Below are 12000 nucleotides of genomic sequence, written 5' to 3' on the forward strand. Positions count from 1 at the left end.
TCAGCGTCCCTTCCATTTCGGGGGGCGCTTCTCGGTGAACGCCGCGTGGAACTCGGCGTAGTCCTCGCCGTTCATCAGCAGGGCCTGGGTGGAGGCGTCCATCTCCACGGCCGCCGCCATCGGCATGTCCAGCTCTGCCGTGAGGAGTGCCTTCGTCTGGGCGTACGCCAGGGCCGGGCCCTCGGCCAGGTGGCGGGCCAGGGCCAGGGCTCGCTCGCCGGCGCGGCCCTCCTCAGTGAGTTCGCTGATGAGGCCGATGCGCTCCGCCTCCGGTGCCCTCACCGGCTCGCCCAGCATCAGCAGGCGCGTGGCGTGGCCCAGGCCGACCACCCGGGGCAGCAGGTACGCCGCGCCCATGTCGCCGCCGGACAGGCCGACGCGGGTGAAGAGGAAGGCGAAGCGGGCGGAGGGGTCGGCGATCCGGAAGTCCGCCGCCAGCGCGAGGACCGCTCCCGCGCCCGCGGCCACGCCGTGCACGGCGGCGATCACCGGGAAGGGTGCCTCGCGGATCGCCCGGACCACCTGGCCCGTCATGCGGTTGAAGTCGAGGAGCTGGGCGGTGTCCATCGACAGGGTCGCCCCGATGATCTCGTCGACGTCGCCGCCGGAGCAGAACCCGCGGCCCTCGCCGGCCAGGACGAGGGCCCGTACGGCCCGTTCCCGGGACAGCTCGGCGAGCAGGTCGCGCAGGTCGGCGTAGGCGCCGAAGGTGAGCGCGTTGAGCTTGGCGGGGCGGGCGAGGGTGACGGTGGCGACGCCGTCGGTGACGTCGAGGCGCAGATGGCGCCAGTCGGCGGTGGGGGCGGCGGAGCCGGTGAAGGGACTCATGGGGTGCGGCCTCCTCGGGCGGGCACTGCCTCACTGAGCTCTGTCCCCCGAAGTTATCACCGGTTCGTGACTGCCGTCACGACAGCGCGACAACCCGTGGTCCGTGTCCGTCACATCCGTCACCGGCGCTGCCCGGGTCCTCAACGGCGTCGTAACAACGGCAGGGGCCGCGCGAGGCGGGGCGCCGCCGTGGGTAGGCCGCCGGCAGCGGGGCCGAGGGTCCCCGTCGCGACGCCCGTCGTGCGACTGCGCCGGGGGCGCCGTACCATTCCTAAGGTTGAAAGCAGGACAGCCTGATGATCACGGTCGGGACCCCCTGCGCCATGAACGGACTCACCTTGCACGAACCCCCCGCCTCCCCCGCCTCCTGGCGTATCGCGCTGCCGCACTCCACCGCGGCCGTGCCGGTGGCGCGTGCGCTGGTCCGGTCGGCGCTGACCGAGGGGGAGCACGGCGCGGACTGCGACACGGCGGAGCTGCTGACCGCGGAGCTGGTGGCGAACGCCGTGGAGCACACCGCCGGGCCCGCCCCCATAGAGCTGGTCGTGCGGCTGGGGCCGGCCGGCTGCCAGGTCGAGGTGCACGACCCCGACCCGGCACCGCCCGGCGATCTGGTGCACGCCGCGGACCAGGTGCCCGACGTGTGGCAGGAGGGCGGACGCGGCCTGCTGCTGATCCGCGCCCTGAGCTCGTCCTGCGGGCACCGCCCCACCGAGTCCGGCAAGGCGGTGTGGTTCAGACTGCCTGCGGTACCGCCTCAGCGGCGTCCTGGGCCGGCCGAGTGACCGGCATCGTCAGGCGCGAGTTGCGGCGGCCGTAGCCGAGGTAGATCAGCAGGCCGACGGCGAGGAACACGGCGAACTGCAGCCAGGTCTGCCAGCCGGTCTCGTACATCAGGTACAGACAGAACCCCACGCCGAGCACCGGCACCACCGGGAACAGCGGCACGCGGAAGGTGCGCGGCAGCTCCGGCTCGCTGCGGCGCAGGGCGATCACCGCGATGTTGACGACGGCCATGATGGCGAGCGTGCCGATGGTGCACAGGTTCATCACCGCGTCCAGGGAGGCGAAGGCCGCCGGGACCGCGAAGACGACCGCGACGATCACCGTGCCGGCGACCGGTGTGGCGGTGCGCGGCGAGACCTTCTCGAAGACGGCCGGGATGAGGCCGTCGCGGGACATGGACAGCAGGATGCGGGTCTGGCCGTACATCACGGCGAGCACCACCGAGGCGATGGCGACGACCGCGCCGAAGGCGACGATCCCGCCGCCGACCGTGGAGCCGGTGACCTGGTTGACGACGTACGACAGCGCGGCGGGGCGGCCGCCGACCTCGTCGGCGCCGACGGCTCCGATCGCGGCGAGCGCGACGGCGCAGTACAGCAGGGTGACGACGCCCATGCAGACGAGGATCGCGACGGGCACGTCCCGGCGCGGGTTCTTGGCCTCCTCGCCGGTGGTGGTGATGGCGTCGAAGCCGATGTAGGAGAAGAAGGCGGCGGTGGTGCCGGCGCCGATGCCGCCGAGGCCGGCCGGGGTGAAGGGGCTGAGGTTGCCGTCCTTGAAGGCGCTGTAGCCGATCGCGCAGAACGCGAGCAGGATGGCGAGCTTCAGCACGGCCATGGCGGCGGTCGCCCGGGCGCTCTCGCGCACACCGCGCACCAGCAGCACGCACGCCATGGCGATCACCAGCACCGCGGGGAGGTTGGCGATGCCGCCCTCGCCGGGCCCGGCGGACAGCGCGGCGGGCAGCTGTACGCCGAGGACGCTGTCGAGGAGTTCGTTGACGTACTGGCTCCAGCCGACGGCGACGGCCGAGATCGAGACGCCGTACTCCAGGAGCAGGCACCAGCCGATCAGGAAGGCGGTGGTCTCGCCGAGGCCGGCGTAGGCGAAGGAGTACGAGGAGCCGGAGACCGGGATGGCGCCGGCCAGCTCGGCGAACGCGAACGCGGTGAACACGCAGGTGATCGCGGCGAGGACGAAGGAGACGACGACCGCGGGTCCGGCCTGGGCGACCGAGTCGGACAGGCCGACGAAGATGCCGGTGCCGACGATCGCGCCGACGCCGAAGCAGATCAGCTGGAACAGGCCCATCGTGCGGCGCAGGCCGTGGCCCTCGCGGTCGGCGCCGGATTCGGCGACCAGCAGGGCGGGGGATTTGATGCGGGGCATTGCGGGTGGTGCTCGTTTCTGGGGACGGGGTGCGCCCGGGTGGGGCGCGCGACGGCCGCGGAAGGGGTGGCTCCGGGCCGCCGGACAGCATAAGGCCTGTTCAGGCGGTAGACGCGCGTTGGTTGCCTCAGGCCAGCGTCGCCACGAGGACGGCCTTGATGGTGTGCAGACGGTTCTCGGCCTCGTCGAAGACGACCGAGTGCGCGGACTCGAAGACCTCGTCGGTGACCTCCAGCGAGTCCAGGCCGTAGGTCTCGAAGATCTCCTGGCCCACCTTGGTGCCCAGGTCGTGGAAGGCCGGCAGGCAGTGCAGGAACTTCACGCCGGGGTTGCCGGTGGCGCGCAGCACGTCCATCGTCACGGCGTACGGGGCGAGGGCGGCGATGCGCTCCTCCCAGACGCCCTTGGGCTCGCCCATGGAGACCCAGACGTCGGTGGCGACGAAGTCGGCGCCCCGCACACCCTCCTCCAGGGACTCGGTGAGGGTGATCCGGGCCCCGCTGGAGGCGGCCAGCTCGTGCGCCCGGTCGACGATCTCCCGGGCCGGCCAGTACGACTTCGGCGCGACGATCCGTACGTCCATGCCGAGCAGGGCGCCGGTGACCAGGTAGGAGTTGCCCATGTTGAAGCGGGCGTCGCCGAGGTAGGCGAAGGCGATCCGGTCGAGGGGCTTGCTGCTGTGCTCGGTCATGGTGAGCACGTCGGCGAGCATCTGGGTGGGGTGCCAGTCGTCGGTGAGGCCGTTGTAGACGGGCACGCCCGCGTGGGCCGCCAGCTCCTCGACCTTGGCCTGGCTGTCGCCGCGGTACTCGATGCCGTCGAACATCCGGCCGAGGACCCGGGCGGTGTCCTTCACCGACTCCTTGTGCCGGATCTGCGAGCCGGACGGGTCGAGGTAGGTGGTGGAGGCGCCCTGGTCGGCGGCGGCGACCTCGAACGCGCAGCGGGTGCGCGTCGAGGTCTTCTCGAAGATCAGCGCGATGTTCCTGCCGGTGAGGTACCGCTGTTCCGTCCCGGCCTTCTTGGCGGCCTTCAGCTCCGCGGCCAGCTCGACGAGACCGCGGAACTCCTCCGCGGTGAGGTCCAGCTCCTTGAGGAAGTGGCGGCCGGCGAGGGCGGTCGGGACAGTCGCCATGGGGCGCTCCAGGGACGTGGGACGGGAACAGAGACGATGTAACTCTATACGAAGCTCAGAATTTCTATACGGCGTCTCGTTCCACGGGACAGCTCATACAGCGCGGCCCGCCCCGGCCCCGGCCCAGCTCGCTGCCCGGGATCTCGATGACCTCGACGCCCTGCTTGCGCAGATGCGTGTTGGTGGTGGAGTTGCGCTCGTAGGCGACGACCACGCCCGGCTCGACGGCGAGGACGTTGCAGCCGTCGTCCCACTGCTCGCGCTCGGCGGCGTGCACGTCCTGGGTGGCGGTGAGGACCCGGATCTCGCTCAGCCCGAGCGCGGCGGCGATCGCGCGGTGCATGTGCTCGGGCGGATGGTCGGTGACCTTCAGCTCCCTCTCGCCGGCGCCCGGTTCGATGGTGTAGGAGCGGAGCATGCCGAGGCCGGCGTACTGGGTGAAGACATCGCCGTCGACCATGGTCATCACGGTGTCGAGGTGCATCAGGGCGCGCCGCTTGGGCATGTCGAGCGCCACGATCGTCTGCGCCGACCCGGCCGCGAACAGCTTGTGCGCGAGCATCTCGACGGCCTGGGGGGTGGTGCGCTCGCTCATGCCGATCAGGACGGCGCCGTTGCCGATCACCAGCACGTCGCCGCCCTCGATGGTGGAGGGGTAGTCGGCCTGCCCCTCGGACCAGATGTGGAACGGCTCGTCGCGGAAGAGCGGGTGGTGCCGGTAGATGGCCTCGAAGTGCACGGTCTCGCGCTGCCGGGCGGGCCAGCGCATGGCGTTGATGGAGACGCCGTCGTAGATCCAGGCGGAGGTGTCGCGGGTGAAGAGGTGGTTGGGCAGCGGGCGCAGCAGGAAGTCGTCGAGGTCCATCACATGGAAGCGGACCGAGGTGGGCTCGGTGTGCCCTTCCAGGAACTCGCGTTTGGTCATGCCGCCGACCAGCGCCTCGGCCAGTTCCCGGGCGGGCATCGCCTCGAAGGCGGCGCGCAGGTGGCCGGTGGCCAGTGGCCCGTACTCCTTCTCGTCGAAGACCTGGTCCAGGACGAGCGCTCGGGCCGCCGGGATCTCCAGGGCCTCGGTGAGCAGGTCGCCGAAGAGGTGCACGGCGACCCCGCGGTCGCGCAGCACGTCGGCGAACCCGTCGTGCTCGGCACGCGCCCGGCGCACCCAGAGCACGTCGTCGAAGAGCAGGGCGTCCTTGTTGCTGGGGGTGAGCCTTTTGAGCTCGAGATCCGGCCGGTGCAGGATGACGCGGCGCAGCCGCCCGGCCTCGGAGTCGACTTGGAATCCCATGCCTCCATCCTGACCATCGGCGACCGGCTTCACCCCCTTCTCGCCCGTTTCCGGCCACGCTTGTTTTCATCGCCTTGACGATAAGAGAGCTCCCCCCTTATCGTCTTCATGACGAGAACAGAGGAGGGGCTCTCCATGGCCGACATCACCCGGCGCCTCGGCATGCGCCATCTGCGGGGCGCACCCACGGCGCACATCCGCCACCACCGTTCGGGGCGCCTGGTGCACGACGGGCCCGGGCTGAGCTTCTGGTTCCGGCCGCTGACCGCGGCCCTGTCCGAGGTCCCGGTCGACGACCGCGAGCTGGCGATGACCTTCCACGCCCGCACCTCCGACTTCCAGGACGTCGCCGTCCAGGCGACCGTCACCTTCCGGATCGCCGACCCGGCGCTGGCCGCCGCCCGCCTGGACTTCTCCATCGACCCGGACACCGGCGTCTGGCGCGGCACACCGCTGGAGCAGCTCGGCACCCTGCTGACGGAGACGGCCCAGCAGCACGCGCTGGACGTGCTGGCCCGTACGCCGCTGTCGTCGGCCCTCGTCGACGGAGTGGCCGCGGTCCGTGAACGGGTCGCGGCCGGCCTCGCCGTCGAGCCCCGGCTGCCTGCCACCGGCATCGAGATCGTGGCCGTCCGCGTCATGGCCGTGCGCCCGGAGCCCGAGGTCGAGCGGGCCCTGCGCACCCCGGCCCGCGAGCAGATCCAGCAGGAGGCCGACCGCGCGACCTACGAACGCCGGGCCGTGGCCGTCGAACGCGAGCGCACCATCGCCGAGAACGAGCTGGCCAGCAAGATCGAGCTGGCCCGCCGCGAGGAGCAGCTGGTCGAGCAGCGAGGCACCAACGCCCGCCGCGAGGCCGAGGAGAACGCGGCCGCGGACGCCGTACGGGCCCGGGCGGAGGCCGCCCGCACGGTGAAGCTCGCCGAGGCGGAGGCGGAACGCTCGCTGAAGCTGGCGGACGCGGAGGCGGCGCGCTCGGTGAAGCTCGCCGAGGCGGAGGCCGCCCGGTCCCAGAAGCTGGCCGCGGCGGAGGCGGAGCGCGCGGTACGGCTGGCCCGTGCCGAGGCGGAGGCGGCCCGCGAGGTCGGCGAGGCCCGGGCCCAGGCGCAGGCGGCCTGGCTGCGGGTGCACGCCGACGCCGGGGTGGACGGCACGACGACCCTGCACGCCCTCACCGGCACCCGGCTCGCCGAGAACCTGCCGCACATCGACAGCGTCACGATCACGCCGGACGTGCTCACCGGCCTGCTCGCCAGGCTGGGCGTCCAGGAGCGGACATGAGCCTCGCGCCCCGGGCGGTCCTGGTCCACCGCACCACCGAGTACGAGGAACTCGTCGCCCGGCACGGCACCCACGGCCAGGCCGCCTTCTTCCTCGCCTCGCGCGGCCGGGACCTCGAGGAGGTCGCCGCACGTCACCGTCGTACGCACCGGGCCCTGGCGCAGGTGACGGCCGCGATCCCGCCGGCCTGGCGGCAGGCGCGGGTGGAACGGGCCGACCTGGACCGCTTCCTGTTCGCGCCGGAGGACGTCGTGGTCGTCGTCGGCCAGGACGGACTGGTCGCGAACGTCGCCAAGTACCTCGCCGGACAGCCGGTGATCGGCATCGACACCGACCCCGGCCGCAACCCGGGCGTCCTGGTCCGCCACCGCGCCGAGCACACGGCAGCCCTGCTCACCGCGTCCGCCTCGGTGGAGGAACTGACCATGGTGGAGGCAGTCTCGGACGACACCCAGCGCCTGGTCGCCCTGAACGAGATCTACCTCGGAGCCGCCGGTCACCAGACCGCCCGCTACCGCCTGGGCCTGGAGGGCGACGGGGGTGTCGTCGAGGCCCAGGCGTCCTCCGGGGTGCTCGTCGGCACGGGCACGGGCGCGACCGGCTGGCTGCGCTCGGTGTGGCAGGAGCGGGGTGCGCGGACGCGCCTGCCCGCCCCCACCGAGGACCGCCTCCTGTGGTTCGTGCGCGAGGCGTGGCCCTCCCCCGCCACCGGGACCTCCCTGGTCGCGGGGGAACTGCCCGCGTCACAGCGGCTGACCCTCACCGTCGAGTCGGAACGGCTGGTCGCGTTCGGGGACGGGATGGAGTCCGACGCGCTGGAGCTCACCTGGGGGCAGAGCGTCCGCGTCGGGGTGTGCGAGGAGCGACTGCGGCTGGTCGGCTGAGCGGCCGTCAGTTCGGGGCGGGAAGCGGCACGAGTTCGGGCCGGGCCAGCATGCGGCGGGCCGCACGGCCGGGTTGCAGGGCGGCCTGGGCGACGATCCATCCGGCGAGGTGATGCGGCTCACGCGGATCGTTCGTCAGACACGCGGCATAGCGGGACAGCGCGGCGGCCGGGTCACCGGCGGCGAGGTGCTCGTCCGCCGTGCGCGGTGCGGTGCCGGCCGTGGCGAAGGCATGGGTGCGTACGTCAGGCCAGGGCGCACGGTCCGCCCGCAGACCGGGAACGGCCCGTGCGGCCCGGTCCGTGGGCGCCACGTTGCGCAGCCGCCACTCGGTGCGGTGCAGCGCGGCGGCCGTGCGCGCCCGGGACAGCGCGGGCGCGGGCACGGGTTCCCGCAGCCAGCCGTCCAGGGTGCGGGCCAGCCCCCGGACCACGGCACGGCCGTGCACGGTCAGCCGCCCGCTGGTCAGGAGGGTGCGCACCACGAGCCGGCTCTGCAGCCGGCGCAGCGCGAAGTGGTAGCCGGCCTCCTCGGCCGTCGGTGCGTCCGGCGCCTCGGCCAGCCGGTCGCGCCAGAAGCCCGCGACCCCGGTGAAGGCGTACGCGCCGTGCAGCAGGCCGGTCAGATGCCGTGGGTCGGGGCGCCAGGGAGCGTAGTAGCGCTCCTCCCTGTCGTCGTCGAGCAGACGGAACAGATGCAGCAGCGCGGCCAGCTTGCTGTGCTGCCACTCGTGGACGAGCGTCTCGGCCAGGGCGAGCGCCGAGGACGGGCGGGCGATCACCATGGCGCCGAAGGAGTCGCCGCTGGAGGCGGAGAGCCGGACGGTCGGCGGCGCGGGTGGCAGCACTCCGGTGCGGCCCCAGGGGACGACGGCCCGGATCAGGGCGGGGTCGGCCCGTCCGGGCCCGGCGCCCGCCGGTCCGGTGAGCACGGCGACGGCGTCCTCGAAGAGGAGCTGCCAGGCCCTTGCCTCGGCGGCGTCCAGCCGGGCGGGCGGGATCGGGTCGTCCAGGTCGCGATAGGGGTCGAGATCGTCGAGCGGCACGGCGACGGGGCCGGTGCGGGTGGCCACCGTGAGGTGGCGCAGGGGAAGCCAGCTGCCGTCGGGGGCGTCCTCGGTCACCTCCCGCGCGGCGGCCGGGCGCAGGGTGAGGACGGCCGGACCGCCCTCGCGTGCCGGTCCTGTCAGGGTGAGCCGCCCCGCGGCGGTACGGGCCCGGCCGGCGGTCAGCCCGGCCGCCGCGCCGGGTATCCGGGCGCGTCCCAGGCCGGGCAGATGGATCGCGCCGTCGCTGAGCGGCACCGGCAGGTCCACCGTCGTCCCGGCGTGCAGGGAGGCGACGACCGCGAGGGCGCACAGGTGACCCGCCTCCGCCCACAGGGGCGGCCCGGCCGCGGTGCCGTGCAGTCGACGCAGCACATGGCCCATCCAGGCGCCGGTCGCCGGGGCGAGCAGCAGCCGGTCGACCGGTTCGGGTGCCCGCGCCGCCGCCTCCTTGAGCGCGGACCATGCCTGCGCGGGCGCGGTGAGGGGGGTGGTCAGCGTGCCCAGTCGGTCCAGCAGCGTCCGAAGGAGCAGCAACCGCCGTGCCCGCTCCCCGCGTTCGAGGAAGGCGACGGCCTCGGCGGAGCCGCCTCCTGAGGCCAGCTCCGCGAACAGCCCTTCGGGCATGCGGAGCGGAGCGGGGTGCGGCTCGCTCGTCATGGGCGTGACCTCCAGGGACGGGCGCGGGCGTCGGGCCGGTCGCCGGGCTGCCGGGCTGCCGGTCCGACGGTCTCGGGCGGGCAGCCGTCATTCGGCCCGTGCGGCTCCCTCGTTGCCGCCTCGCACGCTGCTGCGTGCGCGAAGGACCTCGTCGAGAAGGCGGGCGGTCGGCCGGAGCGGGGTGAGGTCGTCGACGGCCGCCAGGGGCAGCATCGCGACGTCCGTGAGGTCGGACTCCCGGACGGCGGCATGGACCTGCTCGGGGACGTCGGCTCCGGAACGGTAGGGAGCGGTGGGCTGCTCCATGGTGTCTCCCCCCTTCCTGAGAGATGGTGGCACACGAGACGCCGGGGTGGGTCCGAACCCCGGCGACCGCCAGATCATCGCACATGGCGAGATCGTTCGCCGGGCGTGTCCGGTGGCGCCAAGTCTCCTAGGGCTGCCCGGAGTTCGGCGCCGCGGCCGGGGTCGTCGTCGAGTGACCGCACCGCGTCGTACAGGTCCCACAGCGCGTCCGGACGGCGGCGGGCGAGCGCGGTGAGGATGCCGACGGCGTCGGTGCGGGCCTTGCTGTGGCGGGGCAGCGTCCCGGAGTCCGCCGGCCGCAACGCGCCGACCACGGCCTGCCGTTCGGCCGGGTCGGCCATCAACGGGTAGGCGAGCAGCGCCTCCACGGCCCGGGCCAGCGGGGACGCCGGGCGCTCGGCGGCGGCCGCCGCAGCCAGCGTCTCGGTGCGCTCACCGCCGCGGAGCTGCATCTCGGGGTGCTGAAGGGTGCGCCCCGCCCCCCGCAGCGCCGCGATGCGCTCCCGTGCGGCGTCGAACAGCTCGCCCGCGTCGGGCAGGGCGGGCAGCGTCGCCGCGCGGTCCGCCAGCAGGCCGAGGACCACCTCGGAGAAGAGGCCGGACGCCCGCGCCGGGTCGTTGACCGCCTGTCGGCCCCGGCCGGCGGCGCGCAGCACGGCCTGCCGGTGTGTCACCGTGCGCCGCCCGGACGGCAGGGAGTCGGACGGCAGCGGGTCACGGAAGGCGAGGGCCTCCTCGAACGTCTCGCACGCGTCCACGATCCACAGCTGCTCGGTGAACGCGGGTACGGCGTCGCTGGCGTAGCGGGTGAGCGCGGAGTCGAGGTCGATGGAGACCTTGTCGTGCAAGGCGGCGTCCGCGCAGAACAACCGCAGCCGGCCGGCCCGGTCGAGAACGCCGTGCCCGCCCCACCACACCCACAGGACGTCGCCCGGCGACCGCGGCAGCTCACGCACCAGGGTGTGGCGCAGCACGGCCTGATCGGCGGGGCGGTACGGGACACCGGGCGCGTAGGGCGGCAAGGGCGAGAGATGAAGACGCAGTCGGTCCTCGGGGACGCCCGCGGCGCGCAGCAGCCGGTGGAAGGCGACGGCGTCCCGGGCGGGGCCGGGCAGATCCCAGGCGGGCCCCGCCTCGTACGCCTCGATGCCGACGATCAGGGCCTGTACCCGCTCGGGCCGGACCCGCGGGGAGGGTGCGCCGGGGCCGGTCATGGAAGCCGCTCCCCGATCAGCCGGTACACGTGCGGGTTGGTCCAGTAGGCGCTGTGCGCGGCGGGAAACGGCTGCCTGCTGTCGACCTCGGCGTCGGTGACCCGGCCGGGAAAGAGGCCGGCGCCCAGGTGGCCCAGCAGGTCGCGGGGGTCGTACAGATTGAGCCAGTCCGGGACGTGGGGCGGCAGCGGCTCGGGGTGGACGAGGGAGGGCAGCGCACCGGACTCGTACAGGAAGGGGCCCTGGGAGCCCACCGTCACCAGGAGCCGGACCTGGGGCAGCGGGGTGGTGATCAGGGTGTCGAGGGCGATGATTCCGCCCAGGCTGTGTCCGAGCAGGGCGACGGGTGGCGCGAGTTCCCCGACCAGGCTCCGCAGTCCGGCGCGGACGGGCTCGCCCCGGCTGAGGTAGCGCAGCACGTCGCCCGCGGCGGGGTGGGCGGCCTGGGTGAGGGCGTGCCGACGCCGTACGACGGCATGGGAGGCCACGGCTCCCGCCCGCCTCAGCAGCCATGCCCGCGCTCCGCGTTCGCTGCCGCCGGGGGCGGCGCCGAGATACCGGGCGAGTCGGTCCACGAACGCGTCGCGGGTGGCGCCGTCCGGCACGACCGGGTCGCCGGAGGCGAGCGCGGCCGCGACGGTACGGGCGACCAGCGACCGCGCCACCACCGTGGCGAGGACGTCGGGGCCGAGGACCTCGGCGGCGGGAGCGAGCAGGGGATGCGCCCGCAGCTCCGCCACGGCAGCCGCGTCGGGAAGCCGGCTGTCCCACGCGCCCGCCGCTGCGCCGCCCGGGGCCGGCAGCGCCGCCAGCCGGTCCTGAAGCCGCTGCTCGGGCAGCGCGGAGCCCGGCGGGCGCTCGGCGCCGCCGCCCGCCGCCGCCGCGAGGGCGAGTTCGAGGTCGGGGTCGGCGTAGAGGGCGGCCCAGTCGGCGACATCGGCGTCCTCCGCCGCGAACGGCACCGCCGGGGAACCGTCGCCGATGCCGCGGTGCGCGCCCCCTTCCGGCGGGAGGCTGAGACCGCCCGCGGCGAGGGAGGCACCGTGAGTACTGCCCCAGTCGTAGGGCACGACGCTCACATCGCCGCGCACCGCGCCGAACCCAGCGGTGACGTGCTCCACGAGCGTCGCAAGCCCTCGGCGGCGCACCCCTGTTCCGTGGATGAGAACGACCGTCGGCATGAG

At 73.9% G+C, this 12000-nt stretch carries 11 protein-coding genes; 3 read left to right on the plus strand and 8 right to left on the minus strand.

Annotated features, from left to right (window positions below; translation table 11 throughout):
* Complete coding sequence (locus ACIGXJ_RS27620) at positions 1–828, minus strand: enoyl-CoA hydratase family protein (protein WP_399650607.1); 828 nt, start codon at positions 826–828, stop codon at positions 1–3.
* Between the two features lie 323 nt (positions 829–1151).
* On the opposite strand from ACIGXJ_RS27620, the gene ACIGXJ_RS27625 reads away from it, so the two are divergent.
* Positions 1152–1613 carry an ATP-binding protein gene (locus ACIGXJ_RS27625; RefSeq protein WP_399650609.1) on the plus strand — a complete coding sequence of 154 codons (462 nt, stop codon included), beginning with the start codon at positions 1152–1154 and terminating at the stop codon, positions 1611–1613.
* Here the strand turns inward: ACIGXJ_RS27625 and ACIGXJ_RS27630 are convergent.
* From ACIGXJ_RS27630 to ACIGXJ_RS27640, 3 genes are all read right to left on the minus strand, one after another.
* Complete coding sequence (locus ACIGXJ_RS27630; RefSeq protein ID WP_399650612.1) at positions 1564–3003, minus strand: amino acid permease; 1440 nt, start codon at positions 3001–3003, stop codon at positions 1564–1566. The genes ACIGXJ_RS27625 and ACIGXJ_RS27630 overlap by 50 nt on opposite strands.
* Before the next feature lie 127 nt (positions 3004–3130).
* A complete protein-coding gene (gene argF, locus ACIGXJ_RS27635) occupies positions 3131–4138 on the minus strand; it encodes an ornithine carbamoyltransferase (RefSeq protein WP_399650615.1) in 1008 nt (335 codons plus the stop codon).
* Between the two features lie 64 nt (positions 4139–4202).
* On the minus strand, positions 4203–5426 hold the full coding sequence (locus ACIGXJ_RS27640; protein ID WP_399650618.1) for an arginine deiminase: 1224 nt from the start codon (positions 5424–5426) through the stop codon (positions 4203–4205).
* Between the two features lie 135 nt (positions 5427–5561).
* Between ACIGXJ_RS27640 and ACIGXJ_RS27645 the strand changes: the two genes are divergently transcribed.
* Both ACIGXJ_RS27645 and ACIGXJ_RS27650 read left to right on the plus strand, forming a co-directional pair.
* A complete protein-coding gene (locus ACIGXJ_RS27645; RefSeq protein WP_399651007.1) occupies positions 5562–6707 on the plus strand; it encodes an SPFH domain-containing protein in 1146 nt (381 codons plus the stop codon).
* Positions 6704–7591 carry a hypothetical protein gene (locus ACIGXJ_RS27650; protein WP_399650620.1) on the plus strand — a complete coding sequence of 296 codons (888 nt, stop codon included), beginning with the start codon at positions 6704–6706 and terminating at the stop codon, positions 7589–7591. Before ACIGXJ_RS27645 ends, ACIGXJ_RS27650 begins: the two co-directional genes overlap by 4 nt.
* Before the next feature lie 7 nt (positions 7592–7598).
* On the opposite strand, the gene ACIGXJ_RS27655 is transcribed toward ACIGXJ_RS27650, so the two are convergent.
* The 4 genes from ACIGXJ_RS27655 to ACIGXJ_RS27670 form a co-directional block, all read right to left on the minus strand.
* Entirely contained in the window at positions 7599–9296 is a 1698-nt protein-coding gene (locus ACIGXJ_RS27655; protein ID WP_399650623.1) for an HEXXH motif domain-containing protein, read from the minus strand.
* Positions 9297–9383: 87 nt separating this feature from the next.
* Positions 9384–9602 carry a hypothetical protein gene (locus ACIGXJ_RS27660; protein ID WP_399650627.1) on the minus strand — a complete coding sequence of 73 codons (219 nt, stop codon included), beginning with the start codon at positions 9600–9602 and terminating at the stop codon, positions 9384–9386.
* Between the two features lie 74 nt (positions 9603–9676).
* Positions 9677–10816 (minus strand): caspase family protein, encoded by a 1140-nt coding sequence (locus ACIGXJ_RS27665; protein WP_399650630.1) that lies wholly within the window; start codon positions 10814–10816, stop codon positions 9677–9679.
* The gene (locus ACIGXJ_RS27670; protein WP_399650633.1) at positions 10813–11997 is read right to left on the minus strand and encodes a hypothetical protein; all 1185 of its coding nucleotides are present in this window, start codon (positions 11995–11997) and stop codon (positions 10813–10815) included. The genes ACIGXJ_RS27665 and ACIGXJ_RS27670 overlap by 4 nt, the downstream gene beginning before the upstream one ends.
* Positions 11998–12000: the final 3 nt, after the last annotated feature.

Source organism: Streptomyces sp. NPDC053367 (genome assembly GCF_044545925.1).
GTDB lineage: Bacteria > Actinomycetota > Actinomycetes > Streptomycetales > Streptomycetaceae > Streptomyces.

Excerpts from the sequence above, each read along its gene's own strand:
- ACIGXJ_RS27660 (WP_399650627.1), bottom strand. The coding sequence starts at position 9,602 with ATGGAGCAGCCCACCGCTCCCTACCGTTCCGGAGCCGACGTCCCCGAG.
- ACIGXJ_RS27640 (WP_399650618.1), bottom strand. The coding sequence starts at position 5,426 with ATGGGATTCCAAGTCGACTCCGAGGCCGGGCGGCTGCGCCGCGTCATC.
- ACIGXJ_RS27625 (WP_399650609.1), top strand. The coding sequence starts at position 1,152 with ATGAACGGACTCACCTTGCACGAACCCCCCGCCTCCCCCGCCTCCTGG.
- ACIGXJ_RS27620 (WP_399650607.1), bottom strand. The coding sequence starts at position 828 with ATGAGTCCCTTCACCGGCTCCGCCGCCCCCACCGCCGACTGGCGCCAT.
- ACIGXJ_RS27650 (WP_399650620.1), top strand. The coding sequence starts at position 6,704 with ATGAGCCTCGCGCCCCGGGCGGTCCTGGTCCACCGCACCACCGAGTAC.
- ACIGXJ_RS27665 (WP_399650630.1), bottom strand. The coding sequence starts at position 10,816 with ATGACCGGCCCCGGCGCACCCTCCCCGCGGGTCCGGCCCGAGCGGGTA.
- ACIGXJ_RS27645 (WP_399651007.1), top strand. The coding sequence starts at position 5,562 with ATGGCCGACATCACCCGGCGCCTCGGCATGCGCCATCTGCGGGGCGCA.
- ACIGXJ_RS27630 (WP_399650612.1), bottom strand. The coding sequence starts at position 3,003 with ATGCCCCGCATCAAATCCCCCGCCCTGCTGGTCGCCGAATCCGGCGCC.
- ACIGXJ_RS27670 (WP_399650633.1), bottom strand. The coding sequence starts at position 11,997 with ATGCCGACGGTCGTTCTCATCCACGGAACAGGGGTGCGCCGCCGAGGG.
- argF (WP_399650615.1), bottom strand. The coding sequence starts at position 4,138 with ATGGCGACTGTCCCGACCGCCCTCGCCGGCCGCCACTTCCTCAAGGAG.
- ACIGXJ_RS27655 (WP_399650623.1), bottom strand. The coding sequence starts at position 9,296 with ATGACGAGCGAGCCGCACCCCGCTCCGCTCCGCATGCCCGAAGGGCTG.